The organism is Streptomyces sp. NPDC005648 (genome assembly GCF_040605395.1).
Lineage (GTDB): Bacteria > Actinomycetota > Actinomycetes > Streptomycetales > Streptomycetaceae > Streptomyces.
Genome location: NZ_JBEXCS010000036.1, coordinates 64,404 through 87,210, shown reverse-complemented (window position 1 = coordinate 87,210; position 22,807 = coordinate 64,404). Strand labels below are relative to the sequence as shown.

Genomic DNA, 22,807 nt, shown 5'->3' with positions numbered 1-22,807 from the left:
GGTCCCGTCGCCGGTGCGCGCCCCGCCGCCCAGGCCTCGACCGCTGTCCGTACGGCCGCACTGGCCACCGCCGCGACGAACCGCAGCTCACTGACCGCCTACGATCACTGACCCCTTGGAATCGATCATCTAGGGTGGCGGGCCGCACCTCGTCGCGCAGCTTCTCCAGACTGGCGCCCGCCTTGTCCAGGTCGGAGCCGCCGACCAGCGGGACATAGACGTAGGCGATGTTCTGCGCGTTGTGCAGCGTGATCTGGACCGGGCCGCGCGAGGCACCCGAACTGATCGCCCGTGCCTTGAAGTCAGCGAGCGCGGACTTCACCTCCGGGGCGTTGATGTCCTTCGCCTTGACGACGACCTCGGCAGGCTCGGAGCCGCCCGGGAAGGCGTCGTTGACCCGGTTGTACGTCTGCACGATCGGCAGCGAGTCGCCGAACTCCTGGTCCAGCGTGAGGTTCTGGGTCTTCATGCCGACCGCGGGAGCGGCGACGGCGAGCAGCGCGCCGGCCGCCACCACCACCGACACCAGGGGCCTGGCGAGCACCCCGCGCAGGACGGCCGTCCAGAAGCGGCTCTCCCCGCCCGTGCGGGCGGCACGGCGCTCCATGGCCTTCGCCAGGAAGGGGACCCGGCCCTTCTCGACGCGCTCGCCGAGCAGCGAGAGCAGCGCCGGCAGGACGGTCACCGAGCCGACCATGGCGACGGCGACGACCATCAGCGAGGCCAGGCCCATGCCCTCGAACGTGGCGAGCCCGGTGAAGAGCATCCCCGCCATCGCCACGCACACCGTGATGCCCGAGACGATGATCGCGCGGCCACTGGTGGCGGCGGCGATCCGCAGCGCCGTCTGTCCGTCGCGTCCCGCGGCCCGCTCCTCGCGCTCGCGGCGCAGATAGAACAGGCAGTAGTCGACACCGACGGCGAGACCGACCAGCAGCATCACGGAGTTGGCGGTGTCGGTCATCGGCTGGACATGGCTGACGATGCCGATCAGACCCATCGTCGCCATGATCGCCGTGATCGCCAGCGCGACCGGCAGCAGCGCGGCCACCAGTGCGCCGAAGGCGATGAGCAGAATGCCGAGGGCCACCGGCACCGCGGAGTACTCGGCCTTCTGGAAGTCGTCCCCGAACGCGTCGTCGAAGGTCTTCCGCATGCTCGCGCCGCCGATCTCCTCGATCCGCAGCGTCTCGTGGTCCTTCTGCACCCCGGCGACGGCCTTCAGCACGGGCGCCACGCGGTCGCCCGCGGTCTCGGCGTCGCCGCGCATGTCGAACTGCACCAGCGCGCTGCGCCCGTCCTTGGAGATCGTGTCCGAGGTGTACGGCGACTTCACGTCCGTGACCCTGCCGGTCCCCTCGACCGCCTCGACGACGGACGCGACGGCCGCCTTGAACTCCGCGTCGCCGGCCTTGAGCCCGCCGTTCTTCGCCTGGACCAGGACCGTCTCGCTCGCCGGCTCCTTGATCCCCGCGTCATCGATGATCTGGGCGGCGGTGTGCGTCTCGCCCTTCAGCTGGTCACTGTCCTTCAGGTCGACCCGGCCCGCTGCGGAACCGATCCCCATCGCCAGGACGACGAACAGCACCCAGATACCGACGGCGGCCCATCGGTGGCGGGCGCTCCAGCCGCCGGCCCGGGCGGCTATGCCCCGCACCCGCGTTTCTCCGTTCCCCATGACGGGCCTGCCCCCTCATATGCGGTGACAGCCCCCTGCCGTCACCTTCCGCTTCGAAGGTATGGGCGCGATAAGGCCGTCTCGTCGTGCTCCCCGGTGAAGTGGCAGGGCCCGGACTCATCCCCACGGACCCGGGCGTCTCACCGCTGGGGAGGACCGAGGCCCCTTACATCTATCCGGGCCGCTCGGGGGTGACGATCGGGGTGAGCCTCTCGCGCGGCCCGCGCCACGCGGGCCCGGCGGTCGTGCCCACCCCCGAGGGACACGGCGGCCGCTCTAGGGTGTGCGCCATGACGACGACGTATGCGGCGCTGCTGCGCGGGATCAACGTGGGCGGCAAGAAGAAGGTCCCGATGGCCGAGCTGAGACAGCTGATGGAGGGCCTCGGCCACGACACCGTGCGCACCCATCTCCAGAGCGGTCAGGCCGTGTTCGCGTCCGGCCACGGCGACGAGGAGTCGCTCGCGGACGAGCTCACGCAGGCGATCGAGAAGCGCTTCGGTTTCCCGGTGGACGTGATCGTGCGGGACCACGCCTATCTGCGGGCGATCGTCGAGGACTGCCCGTTCCCGGCCGCCGATCTGCAGCCCAAGCAGCTCCACGTCACCTACTTCTCCGGCCCCGTCGACGCGGACAGGTTCCGGGAGATCGACCAGCAGGCCTGTCTGCCCGAGGAGTTCAGGCTCGGAGACCGCGCCCTCTACCTCTACGCCCCGGACGGGCTCGGCCGCTCCAAGCTCGCCGAACAACTCGCCAGGCCCCGCGTCAACAAAGGGCTGATCGCGACGACCCGGAACTGGAACACGGTGACGAAACTGGTGGACCTCACGGCGCCGTGACCGCGGGAGGCGCAGCGGCGCGAGCCTGCGGATCGGGCGTCCGCAGCGTCCACCCCGTGTTTCATGCTCTGTACACACGCCTGTGCGAGGCTCGTCCCATGCGCTACATCATCATCGGAGCGGGAGCTGTCGGCGGTGCGATCGGCGGGCGTCTCGCGGGAGCCGGGCACGAGGTCGTTCTGGTCGCGCGCGGCGCGCACCACGAGGCGCTGCGGGACGGCGGGCTGCGGCTGCGGGTGCCGGACGGCTCGTACACGTACCGCGTCCCCGCCGTCGACGGACCGGCCGGCCTCGGTGAACTGCGGCCCGACGACGTGCTCGTCCTCGCCGTCAAGACACAGGACACGGAGGCCGCCCTGCGGACCTGGGGCCCTGCGCCCGTCACGGGAGGCGGCACGGCGGCCGAGCGGCTGCCCCTGTTCTGCGCGCAGAACGGGGTGGAGGGCCAGCGCCTCGCCCTCCGCGTCTTCCAGCATGTCTACGGCGTCTGCGTCTGGCTGCCGGCGACCCATCTCCGGCCCGGTGAGGTCTCCGCCGAAGGCGCTCCGCTCACCGGCATCCTGCATCTGGGCCGATACCCCCACGGCACCGACGAGACCGCCCGAGTGGTCGCCGCCGGCCTGGAGAAGACACGGTTCTTGGAGGCACCGGTCGTCGCGGACGTCAGCCGCTGGCAGTACGCCAAACTGCTGACCAACCTCAACAACACCGTCATGGCGCTGAGTGGGCCGGACGACGGCACCGAGGCCGCCGCCGAGCTGCGACGGAGGGTGCGCGCCGAGGGCGAGGCGGTGCTGGACGCCGCCGGGATCGCGTACGTGGGCGTCGAGGAGCAGCAGGCGGTTCGCGGCCACAAGGTCGACCTCGTCCCGCTCGACGGCGCCCCGCGCGGCGGCGGCTCCACCTGGCAGTCCCTCGCACGCGCCACGGGCAGCGTCGAGGCCGACCACCTCAACGGCGAGATCGCCCTGCTGGGCCGTCTGCACGGAGTGCCGACGCCGTTCAACACCCTGCTCCAGACCCTCGCCAACACCTTCGCGCGCGAGCACCGCGAGGCGGGCTCGATGCCGGTCGCGGAGCTCGCGCGCCTCGCCGGCGAGGCTGTGGCGTCGGCGTCCGTCCAAGAGCCCTGAGCATGCTCTTCCTGGCAGAATTGGGCCAATGAAACACCGCTCAATTAGGCCGAGACCTTGTACCACCTCCCGACTACCGTCGACGGCATGACGAACACCTCACCCACCCGCGTCGACTTCTGGTTCGACCCCGCCTGCCCCTTCGCCTGGATCACCTCCCGCTGGCTGCTGGAGGTCGAGCGCCGACGTCCGCTCGACCTCCGGTTCCACGTCATGAGCCTGCACCTCCACAACATCGGCAACGAACTCCCCGACTGGTACCGGGACCTGGTGGACCGGTCGATCGGCCCCGTCCGGGTCGCCGTCGCGGCGGCGGAGCGGCACGGGGAGAAGGTGCTGCGCGACCTGTACACGGCCTTCGGCACCCGCATCCACGAGCGGAAGGCGGAGGACTTCGACACCGTGATCACCGAGTCCCTCGCCGAACTCGGCCTGCCCGCCGACCTCGCCACCGCCGCGCACGACCCGTCGTACGACGACGCGGTCCGCCGCAGCCACGAGGCCGGGGTGGAGCCCGACTCGGGCGGCTATGTCGGTACGCCCACCCTCCATGTGGAGGGCACGGTGTGGTTCGGGCCCGTACTGCGGGCGATTCCCCGGGGCACGCGCGCGGCCGAACTCTTCGACAGCTTCCGGGTATTGGCCGCCGACCCGGACCTCTTCGAGCTGAAGCGCACCCGCACGGGAAACCTCCGCTTCGACTGATCCGATGAATCGCCATGAGCGGGCAGCCGGTTACGTCGATTTCCGTCCCGTTCATTGACTGGGGCACCCAAATGCTCCTACCTTTCCCGGCGTTGGGTACAGGCTGATCCCACGGGAGGGGTACATGCCCACGCACCGAAGAGCCGCCCTCGTCACCCTTGTCACCGCCGTACTCGCCCTCGGCGTCCCGGGCCTCGCGGCCCCGGCCCGAGCCGCGACCTCCGACCTCTATGTCTCACCCGCCGGCGACGACCACGCCGACGGCAGCGCAGGACATCCCGTCCGCACCCTGCAACACGCCCGCGACCTGGTCCGCGCCCGGGCCGCCGGCCTGAAGTCCGACCTCACGGTCCACCTCGCCTCCGGCACCTACCGCCAGTCGGGCCCCCTCGTCCTCGACGCCCGCGACTCCGGCACCGGCGGCCACCAGGTGATCTGGCAGGGCACCGGCGCCACCGTCGTCAGCGGCGGCCGGCAGGTCGTCGGCTGGCACCAGGTCCCGGGCCGCAAGGGACTGTGGTCCGCGCCCGCGCCCCAAGGACTCACCGACACACGGCAGTTGTACGTCGACGGAGTGCGCGCCCAGCGGGCCCGCGGGGCCGTGCCGGTCACCCTCACCCAGACCGCCACCGGCTACACCGCCTCCTCGGACACCATCGCCCACTGGAAGCACCCCGCCGACGCCGAGTTCGTCTACACCAGCGGCGAGGCCCTCTGGAACATCGAGCGCAACGGACTCGGCCAGTGGACCGAGCCGCGCTGCCGCGTCGCCTCCGCCGAGGGCACCACCATCACCATGGTCCAGCCCTGCTGGGACAACTCCAACAAACGGGTCGAGTTCCCGGACATCCCCGGCCGCACGGTCGGCATGGTCGGCCCGGGACATCTCACCAACGGCGGGAAGGCGTCGTACGTCGAGAACGCCTACGAACTCCTCGACCAGCCCGGTGAGTGGTATCTCGACAACAGCGCGCGAACCGTCTACTACCTGCCCCGCACGGGCGAGGACCTCGCCCGCGCCGACGTCGAGGCCGCGGCGGCCGAGAAACTGGTCGACGGACGGGGCACGGCGGACGCGCCCGTGCACGACGTCGCCTTCCGCGGCATCCAGTTCAGCTACGCGACCTGGCTGACGCCCTCGCGGCCCGAGGGCTTCTCCGAGATCCAGGCCGGCTACACCGTCACCGGGGCGACGGGCTGGGCCACACAGGGCCTGTGCCAGTACGTCGAGGGCGGGACCTGTCCGTTCGCGTCCTGGACGAAGATGCCCGGCAACGTCTCCTTCGCGTACGGGCAGCGCATCCGCTTCGCCGACGACGTCTTCGCCCACCTCGGCGCGTCCGGCCTCGACCTGGGGGCGGGGAGCGAGGACTCGTCCGTGAGCGGAAGCGTCTTCACCGACATCTCCGGCAACGGGCTGGAGATCGGGGGAGTGGACGGCCGGAAGGCCGCCTCCGGGGTGCAGGTGACGGACAATCACCTCTACGCTCTGCCCCGCGAATACCATGGCGGTGTCGCCATCCTCAACGGCTACACCCAGAACGACACCATCGCCCACAACCAGATCGACCACGTCGCCTACTCCGGGATCTCGATGGGCTGGGGCGGCTGGCCCGACAAGATCGGCGACCCGGCCACCCCGAACCCGAGCCATGACAACACCGTCCGCGACAACCTGATCTTCGATTACATGCAGGGACTCGACGACGGCGGCGGCATCTACACCCAGGGGCTGACCGGCACCTCCATGGCCGACGGCGAGAAAGTCACCGGAAACGTCGTCCACGACCAGTGGGGGCTCGGCAAGAGCGTCTACACCGACAACGGCTGCACCTACGAGACCGTGCAGGGAAACGTCCTCTACAACGCTTCCTACGCCAATGTCGCCTCCCGGCACACGGACTACCGTGACGGCCTCGGCAACAACGACCCGACCCTCGTCAAGGACAACTGGTGGCAGGAGGGCACGGCCGACGGGAACGACAAGGGGCTGGTGACCACCGGGAACCGGATCATGACCGCCCTGTCCGACGTGCCGGCGGACGTGCTGGCCGGCGCCGGACTCGAACCCGCCCACCGCGGCCTGCTCGACCGCCGGATCGGCGCCCTGTCGGTCCCCGAGGCACCGTCCCGTGTCGGCACCGGCACGGCGGGCGCGGACGCGTTGTACGTCACCTTCAACCCGACCTTCGCGGACGGCGGTTCACCGGTGACGTCGTACACCGCACGGGCCTACGACACGGCCGGCGAGCCGGTCGGCCAACAGAGCGTGTCGGCCGCCGAGTTCAAGCGCACGGCCCTGGTCCGGATCGGCGGACTGCCCTCGTCCGGGGGGCCGTTCACCGTGACGGTCACCGCGAGCAACGCGCACGGCGGCAGCGCCCCGTCCCTCGCCTCGCCGCCCCTGACCCCCACGGCGGCCACCACCCTGCCCGCCGCACCCACCGCCCCCAAGCTGCGCACGGCGTCCACGGCGGCCACCCTCGCCTGGACCCCGCCCACCGCGACCGGGGACGCGAAGATCGTCGGCTACCGGGTGACCGTCTCCGACGGCCGCGCCCCGATCGACGTCACCGGCCGGGACGTCCTGGTCACCCAGCCCTCGGCGAAGGGCATGTTCCGGGTGATCGGCGGACTGAAGCCCGGCACCTCGTACACGATCACCGTCGCGGCCGTGACGGCAGCGGGCACCGGCCCGACCGCCACGGTGACGGCAACGACGAAATCCTGAGAGCCGACGTGACGAGCCCCACCGCGGGACCACGTCCACGGCTCGGCTGGGCCGGTTGAGAGGGGCGCGGGACCACGGTGGGTGGTGTGCGGGGCGCCCCCTAAGCCCCGCAAGACCGACTCGCCCCGCAAGCTCTGTCGGGCTTGCGGGGCTTGCGGGGCTTGCCGGGCCGACCGGGCTTGCGGGCCCTTGCCGGGCTTGCGGGCCGACCGGGCTTGCGGGCGCTCGCCGGGCTTGCGGGCCCTTGCCGGGCTTGCGGGATCTGTCGGCCATGGCGTCAGGCGGGGTTCGCCGGGCCTCACCCGGGTTGGTGGGGCTTTGCTGGATCGGCCGGGCCGGCGGACCCTGCTGCGCTGCGGTCCCTGCTGAGCCGTGGTCCCTGCCGGGCTTGCGGGGCCCCTGTCGGTCCCTGCCGGCCCCGGCCTGCCCATCGGGATTTCGCGAGCCCCTCGGGCCTCCGCTGTCTCCGCAGTCACCGCAGGGCCGAGCGGGTCGGGTCCCCGAGAACCCCGCACGACCCGGGCTCTGGCGGCGGGCCGTCGAGGTGATCCGGCGCGCCCCCGCCCCTGCCGACCGCTCTGTTTCCCGCACCGTGACTTCCACCCGGGAAACGCGCGCGGCGCATCCAGCCCACCACGGATCGGGCCCTACGCGCCGACGGCGGCCCGCATCGGCGTCCGTGCGGCGTCGTAGCGCCGAAGCAGCAGCCGTGCCACCTCCGGTGCCGGACCCAGCACCTTGGCGAGCACATCCGCCTCGGCCGCGCCCCGCGCGATGCGGTCGGGGAGGAAACCCGGGGCCAGGACGTACGGGGCGACGGCGACACGCTCGCAGCCCCGTTCCCGCAACTCCCTCACCGCGTCCTCGGTGCGCGGCAGGGACGCGGAGGCGAACGCGGGGCGCACGGCGCACCAACCGGTGTGCCGCCACTCACGCGCGACATCCGCGATCACCGCGATCGCCTCCGGGTCGGTGGACCCCGCCGAGGCCAGCACGACCCCGGTCGAGGACTTGTCGGCGGGCGTCAACCCGGCCTCGTACAAACGCCGTTCGAGGGCCTGGAGCAGCAAGGGGGAGGGGCCCAGTACCTCCGCCTGCCTGATCCGCAGCCGCGGTGACGCGTCCCGCAGGACCGCGGGGATGTCCGCCTTCGCGTGGAACGCACGCGTCAACAGCAGCGGGAGGGCGACGACGTCACGGACGCCCTCCGCGGCCAGGGCCTCCAACACCCCGTGCACGGACGGGATGTTGAAGTCCAGGAAGCCCGTCTCCACACGCAGTCCCGGCCGCAGCGACCGGACGCGACGCACCAGGGCGTGCACGGTCGCGGCATGCCGCGGGTCGCGGCTGCCGTGAGCGATCACGAGGAGAACGGGCTTGCTGTGCACGTGGGTTCAGCTCTTCACCAGCAGGCCGCGACTGCGCAGCACCCACCGCTCCAGCGGGCTGAAGATCAGCAGGTCGATCGCTATGCCGACGAACAGGATGAGCAGGATCGCCTCGAACACCATCGCCATGTCGCTGTTGGTGCGCGCGTTCTCCAGCAACTGGCCCAGACCCACGCCGAGATCGGGGAAGGAGGCGATGATCTCCGCCGCCATCAGCGAGCGCCACGAGAACGCCCAGCCCTGCTTCAGGCCCGCCACATAACCGGGCAGCGCCGCCGGCAGGGTGACGTGCCAGATGCCCTTGACGCCCGTCGCCCCCAGCGTGCGGCCCGCGCGCAGGAACAGCGGCGGCACCTGATCGACGCCCGACACCAGGCCGTTGGCGATCGAGGGCACCGCACCGAGCAGGATCACGGCGTACATCATCGAGTTGTTCAGGCCCAGCCAGATCACGGCCGGCGGCACCCACGCCACCGACGGCAGGGACTGCAGACCGGACAGGATCGGGCCGATCGCCGCGCGCACGAACCTCACCCGCGCCACCAGCAGCCCCAGCGGCGTGCCGATGACCAGCGCGAAGAGGAAGCCCAGCAGACCGCGCGAGACGCTGGTCCAGATGTAGCCGAGCAGATCGCCCTTGAGCCAGGCGTCCTTGAACTCGCTGCCCACGGCGCCCGGCGAGGGCAGCTTGGACGGGTTGTCGACGATCGGGTAGAGGACGTACCAGGCGACCATGACCACGGCGATCGCGGTGACCGGCGGCAGGATCTTGGTGACGAGGGTCTGCCGGAACCCGGGACGGCTCGTCGCCGTGGTCTCCAGCGCGTCCAGGCCCGCCTCGACGCTCCCGGCGTCCTGGACCGGTGTCGTGTCAGTGCTGGCCATGACGGCGGATCTCCCCACGCAGTACATCGGTGATCTCAAGGGACAGTTCGGCCACGGGAGCGTCCTCGATACGGCGCGGCTGCGGGATGTCCACCGCCCACTCCCGGGCCACCCGGCCCGGACGCGACGACAGCAGGATCACCCGCTGCGCCAGCCGCACCGCCTCGCGCACGTTGTGCGTGACGAACAGGACGGACACCCCGGTCTCCGCCCAGATCCGGGTCAGCTCGTCGTGCAGCACGTCCCGGGTGATGGCGTCGAGCGCGGAGAACGGCTCGTCCATCAGCAGCAGGTTGCTCTCCTGCGCGAGCGCCCGGGCCAGCGCCGCGCGCTGGCGCATACCGCCGGACAGCTCGTGGACACGCTTGCCGTGCGCGCCCTTGAGCCGCACCAGTTCGAGCAGCTCCTCGGCCCTGGCGCGCCGATCCTGCTTCGCAACGCCCCTGAGCTTCAGGGCGAGTTCGATGTTCTTGCCCGCGGTCAGCCACGGGAACAGGGCGTGCTCCTGGAACATCAGGGCCGGCCGCCCGTCCGTGGTGATGGAGCCGGCGGTGGGCTTGTCCAGCCCCGCCACCAGATTCAGCAGCGTGGACTTGCCGCAGCCCGAGGCCCCCAGGAGGGTGACGAACTCGCCCGGCGCGACATCGATGCTGATGTCGTCCAGGACGAGCAGCTGCCCGCCCGGTCCCGCGAAGGACTTCGAGACGTGCTCAAGGCGTGCCGCGTATTCGACCGACTCGTCGGCCTTGGCAAGCGTCGTGGTCGTGGCCATGGTCGTCACCTCCTGGGATCTCGTCGGGACCTGCGTCAGCTGGTGCCGAGACCGGCGGCGCTGACCGTGCTCTCACCCTCGGCCTTGAGGACCTGGTTGAGGATCGTGAGGTCGTAGATCCCGTTCAGGTTCGGCTTCTTCAGCAGACCGGCCTTGACCGCGTGCGCCGCCTCGGTGTTGAGGGTGGAGGCCAGCGGGTCGTTGGTGAACTGGATCGACGACCACGCCGGGTCGAGGACGTTCGGCTTCAGCGCCTTGCCGGAGTCGGCCTCCAGCTGCTTGTTCGCCGCGGCCTTGGCCTCGGCCGGGTTGGCGTTGATCCACTTGTTCGCCTCGACGGACGCCTTCAGCACGGCCTCGACGGCCTTCGGGTGCTCCTTGAGGAACGCCTGCCGCACGATGATGTTCGTGATCACGAACTTCTTGTCCGGCCACAGCGTCGACTCGTCGAGCAGCACCTTCGCACCCTCGGCGACCAGCTTGGACGCGGTCGGCTCCGGCACCCAGGCACCGTCGATGGAACCGGCCTTGTAGGCGTCCGGGGTGATCTTGTTGTCCGTACGGACGACCGTCACATCGCCCTTGCCGCTCTCGGCGTCGACCTTCCAGCCCTGGTCCGCGACCCAGTTGAGGAACGCCACGTCCTGGGTGTTGCCCAGCTGCGGGGTGGCGATCTTCTTGCCCTTGACGTCCTTCAGGGACTTGATCTTCTTCGGGTTGACGACCAGCTTCACGCCGCCGGACGCCGAACCGCCGATGATTTTCAGGTTGGTGCCGTTCGACTTGGTGTAACCGTTGATCGCCGGGGAGGGGCCGATCCAACCGATGTCGATGGAGCCCGAGTTGATGGCCTCGATCTCGGACGGGCCCGCGTTGAAGGTGGCGTAGTCCGCCTTGGTGGCGCCGAGCTCCTTCTGGAACAGACCCTGCTCACGGCCGACCAGAGCGGTCGCGTGGGTCAGGTTGCCGAAGTAGCCGATCTTGACGGAGTCGAGCCCGTCGATCTTCTTGGATCCGGCGGCGACCTTCTGCTTCGGGGAGTCGCTCTTGGCGGAGTCCGACCCGTAGCCGCAAGCGGCGAGCGTGAGCAGGGGAAGGGCGGCGACCACGGCGATGCCGCGGCGAAGGAAACCACTACGGGCTGAGCGGTTGACAGGCACGGGAGGCTTTCCTCTCGTTGGCCCGGCGGTCACGGTCTTTCAGGTCGTGGCCGGGAGATCGGCAGGTCTTCGTCGTTTCCGGGACGTCGGGTGGGGGGACGGGGCGCGCAAGCAGTGCGCGTACGTCAACGCACACATCGCGCCACTCCGCCCTGCCCGCTGCCGAGGGCGCCGCTGCCGACACGGCCGCCCTCCTTCGCGAACGTGGAGAAGTAGTCGGTGGGATTCATGTCAGAAGTCCCACCCGTCGTCCTCGGCCTCGTCCTTGACGGGCTCGGGGGACGCGAACGACTCGCCGACCATGCCCGCGGTGAGCGTGGTCCCGTCGCTGGGGTCGATCAGGATGAACGAGCCCGTGCGCCGCGAGTCGGCGTAGGAATCAACGGGAAGCGGTTCCGCGGTGCGGATCTTCACACGGCCGATGTCATTGGCGACGAGCTGCCCCGGATGCGGGTGCAGGGACAGGTCGTCGAGCGTGAGACGGGACGGGATGTCCTTGACGATCGCCTTGACCGTGCGGGTGCCGTGCTTGAGCAGGACCCGGTGACCGACGGTCAGCGGGGCATCGGCCACATGGCAGACGGTCGCCTCGATGTCCTGCGTGGTCGCCGGGGCGTCCTTGCTCGGCACGATCAGGTCGCCGCGCGAGATGTCGATGTCGTCCTCCAGCAGGACGGTCACCGACTGCGTGGTCCACGCCACGTCGACCGGCTCACCGAGCAGGTCGATGCCGGAGATCCTCGACGCGCGACCGGACGGCAGCACGGTCACCGCCTCACCGACGCGGAACGAACCGGCGGCGATCTGGCCCGCGTAACCCCGGTAGTCCGGGTGCTCGGCGGTCTGCGGCCGGATCACGTACTGCACGGGCAGACGCGCATGGCAGTGGCTCAGATCATGGCTGGTGGGAACGGTTTCCAGGTGTTCCAGGAACGTCGGCCCGCCGTACCAGTTCATGTTCGCGGACGGCTCCACCACGTTGTCGCCGGCCAGCGCCGAGATCGGGATCGCGGTGATCTCCGGGACGCCCAGCTCCAGCGCGTACGCGGTGAACTCCTCGGCGATCGCCGCGAAGACGCTTTCCCGGTACTCGACCAGGTCCATCTTGTTGACCGCGAGCACCACGTGCGGCACACGCAGCAGCGCGGCGATCGCGGCGTGCCGGCGCGTCTGCTCGACGACACCGTTGCGGGCGTCCACCAGGATCACCGTCAGCTCGGCCGTGGAGGCACCCGTCACCATGTTGCGGGTGTACTGCACATGGCCGGGCGTGTCGGCGAGGATGAACCGCCGCCTTGGCGTGGCGAAGTAGCGGTACGCCACATCGATCGTGATGCCCTGCTCGCGCTCGGCGCGCAGACCGTCCGTCAGCAGCGCGAGGTCCGGCGCCTCCTGGCCGCGGCTGCGCGAGGCGTGCTCGACGGCCTCCAACTGGTCGGTGAGGACCGACTTGGAGTCGTGCAGCAACCGCCCCACCAGGGTGGACTTGCCGTCGTCGACGGAGCCGGCGGTGGCGAACCGCAGGAGAGTCGTGTCCGAGAGGGCCTCGGTGGTGGTCGTGCTCATGCTTAGAAGTACCCCTCGCGCTTACGGTCTTCCATCGCGGCCTCGGACATCTTGTCGTCGGCGCGGGTCGCACCGCGCTCGGTCAGCCGGGAGGCGGCGATCTCGGCGATGACCTGCTCCAGCGTCACCGCGTCCGAGTCCACGGCGCCCGTGCAGGACATGTCGCCGACGGTCCGGTACCGCACCAGCCGCTTCTCGACGGTCTCCGTCTCCTTCGGCCCGCCCCACTCGCCGGCCGTCAGCCACATGCCGTTGCGGGCGAACACCTCACGCTCGTGCGCGAAGTAGATCTCCGGCAGCTCGATCCCCTCACGGGCGATGTACTGCCAGACGTCCAGCTCGGTCCAGTTGCTGAGCGGAAACACCCGCACATGCTCACCGGGAGCGTGCCGCCCGTTGTAGAGGTTCCACAGCTCAGGGCGCTGCCTGCGCGGATCCCACTGCGAGAACTCGTCCCGCAGGCTGAACACCCGCTCCTTGGCCCGCGCCTTCTCCTCGTCCCGGCGCCCGCCGCCGAACACCGCGTCGAACCGCTCCGCCTGGATCCTCTCCGTCAGCGGCAGCGTCTGCAGCGGGTTACGGGTGCCGTCCGGGCGCTCCTTGAGCACCCCCCGGTCGATGTAGTCCTGCACGGAGGCGACATGCAGCCGCAGACCGTGCCGGGCCACCGCGCGGTCCCGGTACTCCAGCACCTCGGGGAAGTTGTGCCCGGTGTCCACGTGCAGCAGCGAGAACGGAACGGCCGCCGGCGCGAACGCCTTCAGCGCCAGATGCAGCATGACGATGGAGTCCTTGCCGCCGGAGAAGAGAATCACCGGCCGCTCGAACTCGCCCGCCACCTCACGGAAGATGTGCACCGCCTCGGACTCGAGGGCGTCCAGGTGCGAGAGGGCGTACGGAGCGTCCGTGCCCTCGGCCGCGTGTGCGACGGTCGTCGTCATGCCAGGCCCCTCTCGGTGAGCAACGCGTGGACCGCGGCCGCGGACTCCTGGACCGTCTGGTGCTGCGACTCGATACGCAGATCGGGCGACTCGGGCGCCTCGTACGGGTCGTCGACGCCCGTCAGCCCGGACAGCTCACCTGCGGCCTGCTTCGCGTAGAGACCCTTCACATCGCGGACGGAGCACACCTCGACCGGGGTCGCCACATGCACCTCGAGGTACGCCGCCCCGCCCTCCTGGTGACGCTTGCGCACCGCCTCACGGCTGTCCGCGTACGGCGCGATGACCGGGACCAGGGCCTTGACGCCGTTACGGGCCAGCAGCTCGGCGAGGAAACCGATGCGCTGCACGTTCGTGTGCCGGTCCTCGCGGCTGAAGCCGAGGCCCGCCGAGATGAACTCGCGGATCTCGTCGCCGTCGAGCACCTCGACGCGATGGCCCTCCTCGCGCAGCCGGCCGGCCAGCTCGTACGCGATGGTGGTCTTGCCGGCACTCGGCAGACCCGTGAGCCAGACGGTGGCTCCGGTCGTCACTGCGGTCTCCTGGTTCGTCGACATCCCGGTCGTGGTCATCCGTGCAGTCCGCACTCGGTCTTGGCGCTGCCCGCCCAGCGGCCGGCCCGCGCGTCCTCGCCCTCCAGCACCCGGCGGGTGCAGGGGGCGCAGCCGACGGAGGCGTAGCCGTCCATCAGCAACGGGTTGGTCAGCACGCCGTGTTCGGCGACGTACGCGTCCACGTCGTCCTGCGTCCAGCGGGCGATCGGCGAGATCTTGACCTTCTGCCGCTTCTCGTCCCAGCCGACGACCGGGGTGTTCGCCCGGGTCGGGGACTCGTCGCGCCGCAGACCCGTCGCCCACGCCGCATACCCCTTCAGACCCCGCTCCAGCGGCTCGACCTTGCGCAGCTTGCAGCACAGGTCGGGGTCGCGGTCGTGCAGCTTCGGGCCGTACTCCGCGTCCTGCTCGGCGACCGTCCGGTGCGGGGTGAGCGTGATGACGTTGACGTCCATCACGGCCTCGACCGCGTCACGGGTGCCGATGGTCTCCGGAAAGTGGTAACCGGTGTCGAGGAACACCACGTCCACACCGGGCATCGCCCGGGAGGCGAGGTGCGCGACCACCGCGTCCTCCATCGAGGACGTCACGCAGAACCGCTTTCCGAAAGTTGTTGCCGCCCACTGGAGGATCTCCAGCGCGGAGGCGTCCTCGAGGTCCTTGCCCGCCTGCTCGGCGAGCGCCTTGAGCTCCTCGGTCGTCTTCTCGTCTTCCTGCACCGCGGTCATATCTGGTCTCCCCCCCGCGTCGGAGTGCTGAACGCCCCGGGCGAGCAGCCCGAGGAACTTCAGCTGAAAGGCGCGGTTGCACGCCGCGCATTCCCACGCGCCGTGACCCTCCTCGCTGGGACGGAGGTCCTCGTCGCCGCAGTAGGGGCAGTAGAAGGGGGCGGCCCGCTCGCTCATGACAGGGCCTCCTCGGAGGCCCGAGCGGCCCAGGCGGCGAAACGCTCGCCGTCCTCGCGCTCGTCCTGGAACCGCTTGAGCACACGCTCGACGTAGTCCGGCAGTTCCTCGGCGGTGACCTTCAGACCGCGCACCTTGCGGCCGAAACCGGCTTCCAGACCGAGCGCACCGCCGAGGTGCACCTGGTAGCCCTCGACCTGCTCGCCCCGCTCGTCGAGGACCAGCTGCCCCTTGAGACCGATGTCCGCCACCTGGATACGGGCGCAGGCGTTCGGGCAGCCGTTGATGTTGATGGTGATCGGCTCGTCGAACTCCGGGATCCGGCGCTCCAGTTCGTCGATCAGCGTGGACCCGCGCTGCTTGGTCTCGACGATGGCGAGCTTGCAGTACTCGATACCGGTGCAGGCCATGGTGCCGCGCCGGAACGGGGAGGGCTTGGCCGTCAGGTCCAGCGCCTCCAGCGCCTCGACCAGCGGCTCGACCTGTGCCTCCTCGACGTCGAGCACGATCATCTTCTGCTCGACGGTGGTCCGGACCCGGCCCGAGCCGTGGGCCTCCGCGACCTCGGCGATCTTCGTGAGGGTGGCGCCGTCGACCCGGCCGACGCGCGGGGCGAAACCGACGTAGAAACGGCCGTCCTTCTGCCGGTGCACACCGACGTGGTCGCGCCAGCGGCCCGCGGGCTCGGCCGGCCCGGGGCCGTCGACGAGCTTGCGCTTCAGGTAGTCGTCCTCGAGGATCTGGCGGAACTTCTCCGCGCCCCAGTCGGCGACGAGGAACTTCAGACGGGCGCGGGTACGAAGGCGCCGGTAGCCCCAGTCGCGGAAGATGCCGACCACGCCGGCCCACACCTCGGGCACCTCGTCCAGCGGTACCCAGGCGCCGAGCCGGACGCCGAGCTTCGGGTTGGTGGACAGGCCGCCGCCGACCCACAGGTCGAAGCCGGGGCCGTGCTCGGGGTGCTCGACGCCGACGAACGCGATGTCGTTGATCTCGTGGACCACGTCCAGCAGCGGCGAGCCCGAGATCGCCGTCTTGAACTTGCGCGGCAGGTTGGAGAACTCCTTGCTGCCGATGTAGCGCTCGTGGATCTCGTCGATGGCGGATGTGCCGTCGATGATCTCGTCCTCGGCGATGCCGGCGACCGGCGAGCCGATGACGACACGCGGGCAGTCGCCGCAGGCCTCGGTGGTGGACAGCCCGACCGCCTCCAGGCGGTTCCAGATCTCCGGCACGTCCTCGATGCGGATCCAGTGCAGCTGGATGTTCTGCCGATCGGTGATGTCCGCGCTGCCCCGCGCGAACTCCTGCGAGATCTCACCGATCACCCGCAGCTGCCGGGTGGTGAGGCGGCCGCCGTCGATGCGCACCCGCAGCATGAAGTACTTGTCGTCCAGCTCCTCCGGCTCCAGGATCGCGGTCTTGCCGCCGTCGATCCCGGGCTTGCGCTGGGTGTAAAGGCCCCACCAGCGCATACGTCCGCGCAGGTCGTTGGGGTCGATGGAGTCGAAGCCCCGCTTCGAGTAGATCGTCTCAATACGTGTCCGCACATTGAGACCGTCGTCGTCCTTCTTGAACTGCTCGTTGCCGTTCAGCGGGGTGTGGTGTCCCGCGGCCCACTGACCCTCACCGCGGTGACGGCTCACCTTGCGGCGGGGAGTCGAAGCGGCAGGCTTCTGCGGGGTGGCGGCCATGGTGATTACGTCCTTCGGGACAGGCGGGAAATCGGCTCTGACCTGCGCGTTCGGGCGCATGGGCATACGTGCGCAGCATTGCGCGAAAGGAGAGTATGTCGGGAGATGTCGGGTTTCACTGGACTAGCGGCCGAAGGCCGCTGACGGCGCCTCAGTTCGTCGGACAGATGGCGCTGGACATGCGGCCGAGATCGACGTGCCGCCGACTCACCAAGGCAATTCCAGTTCCGGACATGACGGAAGCGTGTCACGGCAGTCTGGACACAGTCCAGCTTCGTCCATCATGCGGACATCCTTGTCCCGAAGAGTGAGACAAGAGTGTCGTCGATCACACAGCTCGCGCGGAGCCTTGTCCGCGCAGGTCAGACGCGGTATGCGCCGGGCCACGGACCGGGCGCCGCCACCTGTGGCTGCTCCTTGACCTCGGTGTCGAACAGCTGGAAGCCCCGGCGCAGATAGTTGTCCAAGGCGTGCTCCCCGTCCAGGCTGCATGTATGCAGCCAGACCCGCTTCGTCCCGGCCAGCCCGGGCCAGCGGTCCGCGAGGTCCCAGGCGCGGGCGGCGCCGTACGACAGCAGATGTCCGCCGATCCGGCGGCCCCTGAAGGCCGGGAGCAACCCGAAGTAAACGATCTCGACGACTCCGTCGTCCTGCGGCTCCAGCTCCACGTACCCGGCGGGCGTGCCCCGGTCGTACGCCACCCACGTCTCGACGCCCTCTCGCCCCAGATGCCGCTCCCACTGCTCGTACGTCCAGCCGAGCCGGTCGATCCAGCGGATGTCGCCGCCGACGGACGCGTACAGGAAACGGCTGAACTCGGGGGAGGGCACCTCGGAGCGGACGATCCGCACGTCCCCCTCTGGCGCGGCGGCCGCGAGGAGATCGGTCGGGGCGGTCTGCTCCAGGGACCAGGTGGTCACGGGGATGTTCGTCATGACCGCCAGGGAATCATCCGGCCCGGGCCCCTGTCGATCGCGCTCCGTCCCTCGCGCCCCGTCCCGCGCGCTCTACTCCCGCTCTCCGAGGGAACGGTCGATCGAGCTCAGCGGCAGCGCGTACAGCATCTGCCCGGACTGGGACCAGACCTCGCCGGTCTCCTCCCAGTAGGACAGCGAGCCGGCCCCGCCGCTCCAGCAGCTGGTGGAGCCGTCCGTACCGCACTCGGTGGCGTCCGCGTCGCGGCGGTTCTGCCGCCACAGCGTGCCGTGCCCGCTGCCGGCGTCCGCCGCGCGGTCCAGATACCACTCGGAGGCGTACGACAGGACACCACCGACGCCTGTGGTCTTCGTCTCGTAGGCCTCGGTCGCGTTCGCCCGCCCGGCGGCGTCGGTGGCGAGCAGGCCGGCGCGGGCCGGGTCGCCGCTGAACGCGTACCGCCACAGCCGCGTCGGCCGGTCGCTGTCCGCGGGGACCCGCTCGCTCGCGACCAGGGTGTCGGGTGCGGTACTGCGGTCGAGGGAGATCGCCGCGGGGCGGACACCCCCCTTCGCGAGCCGGTACGAGCCGACCGCGGGCAGCACATACCGGGCGCCGTACGCCGACCAGCCGCCGCGCACCTTGCCGACCCGGCCGCTGTCGACGGTGGCCCGCTGGACGCGGTGCAGGTCGTAGACGTACAGGCCGTCGGCGGTGGTGACCAGCAGCTTGCTCTGGTACCAGGTCATCCCGGAGACGGCGGAGGTGAGCCCGCGGTAGTCGCGGCCGCCGTCGACGGGGACGGCGAGCAGGGCCCAGGTGTAGGTGAGGTTCGCCGGGTCGTCGGCGTCGACGATGGCGATCCGGGCGAGGCCGGGCCGGTCGGCGCGGTCGGTGGCGCGGGTCCAGCCGGAGAGGATCACCCGGTGCTCGCCCCACTGACCGTCGTCGTCCGCGTCCCCGGAGGTGGTGACCGCGCCGGCCCGCCAGCCGCGGGTGTCGGCGATGTCCCAGCAGTACGCGCGCGCGGCCGCCGGCTCGACGGGCAGCGCCGTGCGCTGCGCGGTCGTACAGCTTGCCGGGGTGCGCAGGAAGCGGTCGGTGTCCTCGAGGATCGCGCGGACACCGACGGGCCTGCCCATCACGGAGGCGAGGCGGTCCAGCGTCTTCTGCGGGACGAGACGCTCCTGGAGGCGGAAGTCCGCGGCGGAAGCGGTTACTTCCTTCAGACCACCGGGATCCTTGCTGACCGTCGCCTGCGAGGCGCTGATCATGGTGGCGGCGGCGGTGAGCGCGAGGGCGGTACCGGCCAGGAAAGCGCGCACGGCACGGCCACGCTTCTGTCGGCGATGTCGGCCACGTTGCTTCATACGTCCTCCCGAGGCGAGCCAACTGCGTTCATTGGTCCGTGTGTTGACCAAAGGAGCAGGTGGGGTGGCCCGTAGAGGGATGCTACGGCAGTTCGCCGCGGGTTAGGACGAAGACCCTGCAAATATGCGGAAGATGACCCCTCATCGGCTCTCGATACCCCACGATGTCACGCACGGAGAGCGGAGGAATACATTCCGGAGGTCGTCAGGAATTCGTTACCGGGGTTTCAGGGAACCGGGATTTCAGGGACACGTTCCCGGGATCTGCCACTCCGTCCGGGCCTCCACCACGGCGGGCGCCGTGGAGTGCGGCAGCAGCTCGCACGGATCGGCCGGGAGGAGCACCTCCACATCGGTGTCCTCGCCGAAGCGGTACGGCCGGTGCTCCAGAAGCCCGCCCAGATAACGCCGTACCCGGGACATCTCGGCGCGCACCGTCACCGTACGCGCCGGATCGCCGAACATGTCCCCGGCCAGGCCCGCCGCGCTGCGGCCGTCGCGGTGCAGCGCCAGCAGATAGAGCAACTCGGCATGCCGGGGACTCAGTTCGTGACTCCAGGAACCCGCGTATCCCGACACCGTCACCGACCAGCGGCGCGGCTGGGTCAGATCCAGCACCACCCGGGTCGCCACCCGGGGCACCGGCTCGTCCGAGGCCCGTACCAACCAGCCCTCGCCCAGCGGCTCCACCGAGCACAGACCGAGCGCCGGCAGCCACCGGCGGCCCGCCGACAGGGATTTGGGCAGGGAGATCCGGCTGGTGTACGGCATCCCCGTCACCGCCGCCGTCCACCCGTCCCGGTCCACCGCCGCCGCACGTCCGCTCAGCCGGGCCAGCACCGGTGCCGCGACCGCGCGCAGCCGCTCCAGCGAGCCCAGATGCACCTCCCGCAGCCGGGCCTCGGCGAGCTTCGCCACCGAGTCCACCCAGGCCAGGGTCGCCGGATGCATGGTCTCCAGCGGCCCGCTGACGTCCACCACGCCCAGCAGCCGGCCGTCGCGCGGATCGGTGATGGGCGCGCCGGTGCACGTCCAGCTGGTCTGCGAGCGCACGAAGTGCTCCGAGCCGAAGACCTGCACGGGCCGGCGGACCACCGCCGGCGTGCCGATGCCGTTCGTCCCGACGACGTCCTCCCGCCAGTCCGCGCCGAGTTCGAAGCCGAGGCCGTCCGCCTTGCGCAGCACGGCCGAACTGCCCTCCCGCCACAGCACCCGGCCCTCCCCGTCGGCCACCACCATGATGTGGTGCGCGACGTCCGCGACCGACAGCAGCCCCTCCCGCAGCACCGGCAGGATGTGCCGCAGCTCCGTCGTCTCCCGGCGCCGCCGCACCTCCTCCCTGGACAGCAGCCCGGAGCGGTGATCCCGCTCGGGATCGATGCCGCCGCGCAGCATCCGCCCCCAGGACTGCTCGATCACCGGGCGCGGGGCGACGGGGGCGCGCTGCCCCGAGAGGGTGGCGGACCGGACCTCGCTCAGCACCCGCGCCGCGCGTGCCGTGTCCACGACGGCCAGTTGCGTCACATCCGTCGGCGAGAGTGGCACTGATCCTCCCGGGAGAAGCGGCTCGGACGGCTCGGACAACCGGTTTCTGCTCGCCTTTCGGCCATACAGACCGGGAGTCCGTCTTGACTGACCGTCTCATAGTGCCGTTCTTCGCTGACGGAGGGGCACAGTCCGGCCACAGTCAGCAGCAAGTTGCAACCCCTTGCAACCCTGGCGTGCGCCCCCGGCTTGTTTGAATATTGAGCAACGCCGTCCCGAGCGGCGTTCAGGGCCTCGAACGGGCCTGTGCGGCGGGGGTGGTGCCGTGTCGGCGCAGCACCACCCCCAGCCACTCCTCGTCGGTGACCTGTCCGGATACGCCGTGCGGAATACGCCGTGCGAAGGTTTTCCTTGAGCCCGGGAGACGGAACCGGCAGCGGGTCACTCCGAAGGCGCCGCCCGCTCCACCACCGACCTCAGGTCGAGGGTGTGGGGGAGAGTGCCGAAAGCCGCGCCCGCGTCGCCGCCCAGACGGGACGCGCAGAACGCGTCCGCGACCTCGGGCGGCGCGAACCGGACGAGCAGGGAGCCCTGAAGCACCAGCGCGAGGCGCTCCGTCAGCCGGCGCGCCCTCGCCTCGATGCCCTCCAGATCGGCCAGTTCCGTCAGCAGGTCCTTGATCGCCGCGTCGAGACGGTGGTCGCCGCCTCGGGCCATGCCCACCTCCTGGAGGTAGGCGTGGAGGGCCTCGGGCTCCCGTTGCAGGGCGCGCAGGACGTCCAGCGCCTGGACATTGCCCGCACCCTCCCAGACGGAGTTCAGCGGCGACTCACGCACCAGCCGCGGAAGGCCCGACTCCTCCACGTAACCGTTTCCGCCCAGGCACTCGGCGGCCTCGACCACCATCGGCGCGCAACGCTTGGTCACCCAGTACTTGGCGGCCGGTACGGCGATCCGCAGCAGCGCCCGCTCCCGCTCGCCGCCGTCGTCGTAGGCGGCCGCGAGGCGCAGGGCGAGCGTGGTGGCCGCCTCCGACTCCAGGGCGAGGTCGGCGAGGACGTTGCGCATGAGGGGCTGGTCGACCAGCTTGGCGCCGAAGACCTCTCGGTGGCCGCAGTGGTGGACGGCCTGGGCCACCGCCTGCCGCATCAGACCCGCCGAACCGAGGACGCAGTCCAGCCGGGTCGCCGCCACCATGTCGATGATGGTGCGCACCCCACGCCCCTCCTCACCGACCCGCCGCGCCCAGGTGCCCTCGAACTCGACCTCGCCGGAGGCATTGGAACGGTTGCCGAGCTTGTCCTTCAGACGCTGGAGCAGGAAAACGTTCCGGGAACCGTCTTCCAGGACACGCGGGACGAGGAAACAGGTCAGTCCGCCGGGCGCCTGGCCGAGGACCAGGAAACCGTCCGACATGGGCGCGGAACAGAACCACTTGTGACCCGTGAGGGCGTACGTCCCCGCCTCGGCGAGAGGCTCGGCGGCCGTCGTGTTGGCGCGTACGTCGCTGCCGCCCTGTTTCTCCGTCATGCCCATCCCGAACAGCGCACCGGCCTTCTCATGGGCGGGACCCAGCCGGCGGTCGTAGACCATGGACGTCAGACGGGGTTCCCACACGCCGGCGAGCGCGGGATCGGCGCGCAGGGCGGGAACGGCGGCGTGGGTCATCGACAGGGGACAGAGGTTGCCCGCCTCCACCTGCGTCCAGACCACGAACGCGGCCGCCCTGCGGACGTGTCCGCCGGGGCGGCTCCAGGCCGCGGTCAGGCCGGCGGCCACCCCCTTGCCCAGCAGGCGGTGCCAGGCCGGGTGGAAGTCAACCTCGTCGACCCGGTGGCCGTAGCGGTCGTGCGTGCGCAGCCGGGGCGGGTTCTCGTTGGCCTGTACGCCCCACTCCTGCACCTGCGCCGACCCGGAGGCCCGCCCGAGCGCGGACAGCTCGTCACGCACCTCGCCCAGCAGGGCGGGCGGGACGTGCCGTGCCACGGCGTCGGTGAGGACACGGTCGGCTGAGTAGACGTCGTAGCCGGTCAGGGGCGGGGGCTGGTTGGTCACGGTGTGCGTGCGCGTGCTGCCTGCCATGTCG

The 22,807-nt window shown here is 70.6% G+C and carries 19 protein-coding genes; 4 read left to right on the top strand and 15 right to left on the bottom strand.

The window, feature by feature from the left end; translation table 11 throughout:
• Positions 1-1,678, bottom strand: a 1,678-nt coding sequence (locus tag ABZT17_RS21785) for an MMPL family transporter (protein WP_356351118.1), incomplete at its 3' end; no start/stop codon positions are given.
• 290 nt (positions 1,679-1,968) lie between these two features.
• Between ABZT17_RS21785 and ABZT17_RS21780 the strand changes: the two genes are divergently transcribed.
• The 4 genes from ABZT17_RS21780 (at position 1,969) to ABZT17_RS21765 (ending at position 7,086) form a co-directional block, all read left to right on the top strand.
• Positions 1,969-2,517 (top strand): DUF1697 domain-containing protein, encoded by a 549-nt coding sequence (locus ABZT17_RS21780; RefSeq protein ID WP_356351117.1) that lies wholly within the window; start codon positions 1,969-1,971, stop codon positions 2,515-2,517.
• A 98-nt stretch (positions 2,518-2,615) separates the two neighbouring features.
• Positions 2,616-3,650 carry a 2-dehydropantoate 2-reductase N-terminal domain-containing protein gene (locus ABZT17_RS21775; RefSeq protein WP_356351116.1) on the top strand — a complete coding sequence of 345 codons (1,035 nt, stop codon included), beginning with the start codon at positions 2,616-2,618 and terminating at the stop codon, positions 3,648-3,650.
• A gap of 87 nt (positions 3,651-3,737) precedes the next feature.
• Positions 3,738-4,355 (top strand): DsbA family protein, encoded by a 618-nt coding sequence (locus ABZT17_RS21770; RefSeq protein ID WP_356351115.1) that lies wholly within the window; start codon positions 3,738-3,740, stop codon positions 4,353-4,355.
• A gap of 124 nt (positions 4,356-4,479) precedes the next feature.
• Positions 4,480-7,086, top strand: a complete 2,607-nt coding sequence (locus tag ABZT17_RS21765) for a fibronectin type III domain-containing protein (RefSeq protein ID WP_356351113.1) — start codon at positions 4,480-4,482, stop codon at positions 7,084-7,086.
• 647 nt (positions 7,087-7,733) lie between these two features.
• Here the strand turns inward: ABZT17_RS21765 and ABZT17_RS21760 are convergent.
• From ABZT17_RS21760 to ABZT17_RS21695, 14 genes are all read right to left on the bottom strand, one after another.
• Entirely contained in the window at positions 7,734-8,474 is a 741-nt protein-coding gene (locus ABZT17_RS21760; protein ID WP_356351111.1) for a sirohydrochlorin chelatase, read from the bottom strand.
• A gap of 6 nt (positions 8,475-8,480) precedes the next feature.
• The gene (locus tag ABZT17_RS21755; RefSeq protein ID WP_356351110.1) at positions 8,481-9,359 is read right to left on the bottom strand and encodes an ABC transporter permease; all 879 of its coding nucleotides are present in this window, start codon (positions 9,357-9,359) and stop codon (positions 8,481-8,483) included.
• Complete coding sequence (locus ABZT17_RS21750) at positions 9,346-10,131, bottom strand: ABC transporter ATP-binding protein (RefSeq protein ID WP_356351108.1); 786 nt, start codon at positions 10,129-10,131, stop codon at positions 9,346-9,348. Before ABZT17_RS21750 ends, ABZT17_RS21755 begins: the two co-directional genes overlap by 14 nt.
• Positions 10,132-10,166: 35 nt before the next feature.
• Entirely contained in the window at positions 10,167-11,291 is a 1,125-nt protein-coding gene (locus ABZT17_RS21745) for an ABC transporter substrate-binding protein (RefSeq protein ID WP_356351106.1), read from the bottom strand.
• Between the two features lie 231 nt (positions 11,292-11,522).
• The gene (locus ABZT17_RS21740) at positions 11,523-12,857 is read right to left on the bottom strand and encodes a GTP-binding protein (RefSeq protein ID WP_356351105.1); all 1,335 of its coding nucleotides are present in this window, start codon (positions 12,855-12,857) and stop codon (positions 11,523-11,525) included.
• A gap of 2 nt (positions 12,858-12,859) precedes the next feature.
• Complete coding sequence (gene cysD / locus ABZT17_RS21735) at positions 12,860-13,798, bottom strand: sulfate adenylyltransferase subunit CysD (RefSeq protein ID WP_356351104.1); 939 nt, start codon at positions 13,796-13,798, stop codon at positions 12,860-12,862.
• Positions 13,795-14,355 (bottom strand): adenylyl-sulfate kinase, encoded by a 561-nt coding sequence (cysC, locus tag ABZT17_RS21730; protein WP_356351125.1) that lies wholly within the window; start codon positions 14,353-14,355, stop codon positions 13,795-13,797. The genes cysD and cysC overlap by 4 nt, the downstream gene beginning before the upstream one ends.
• 11 nt (positions 14,356-14,366) lie before the next feature.
• Complete coding sequence (locus tag ABZT17_RS21725; protein WP_356351123.1) at positions 14,367-15,080, bottom strand: phosphoadenylyl-sulfate reductase; 714 nt, start codon at positions 15,078-15,080, stop codon at positions 14,367-14,369.
• A gap of 173 nt (positions 15,081-15,253) precedes the next feature.
• A complete protein-coding gene (locus tag ABZT17_RS21720) occupies positions 15,254-16,951 on the bottom strand; it encodes a nitrite/sulfite reductase (RefSeq protein WP_356351102.1) in 1,698 nt (565 codons plus the stop codon).
• Positions 16,952-17,102: 151 nt separating this feature from the next.
• Positions 17,103-17,186 (bottom strand): putative leader peptide, encoded by an 84-nt coding sequence (locus ABZT17_RS21715; RefSeq protein ID WP_356351121.1) that lies wholly within the window; start codon positions 17,184-17,186, stop codon positions 17,103-17,105.
• Positions 17,187-17,313: 127 nt separating this feature from the next.
• Positions 17,314-17,886, bottom strand: coding sequence for a GNAT family N-acetyltransferase (locus ABZT17_RS21710; RefSeq protein ID WP_356351101.1), 573 nt, complete (start codon positions 17,884-17,886; stop codon positions 17,314-17,316).
• 72 nt (positions 17,887-17,958) lie between these two features.
• Positions 17,959-19,236 carry a hypothetical protein gene (locus tag ABZT17_RS21705; RefSeq protein ID WP_356351099.1) on the bottom strand — a complete coding sequence of 426 codons (1,278 nt, stop codon included), beginning with the start codon at positions 19,234-19,236 and terminating at the stop codon, positions 17,959-17,961.
• Positions 19,237-19,479: 243 nt separating this feature from the next.
• Positions 19,480-20,781, bottom strand: coding sequence for a GAF domain-containing protein (locus ABZT17_RS21700; RefSeq protein WP_356351098.1), 1,302 nt, complete (start codon positions 20,779-20,781; stop codon positions 19,480-19,482).
• Between the two features lie 381 nt (positions 20,782-21,162).
• Positions 21,163-22,803, bottom strand: coding sequence for an acyl-CoA dehydrogenase family protein (locus ABZT17_RS21695; protein ID WP_356351096.1), 1,641 nt, complete (start codon positions 22,801-22,803; stop codon positions 21,163-21,165).
• Between the last annotated feature and the right edge of the window lie 4 nt (positions 22,804-22,807).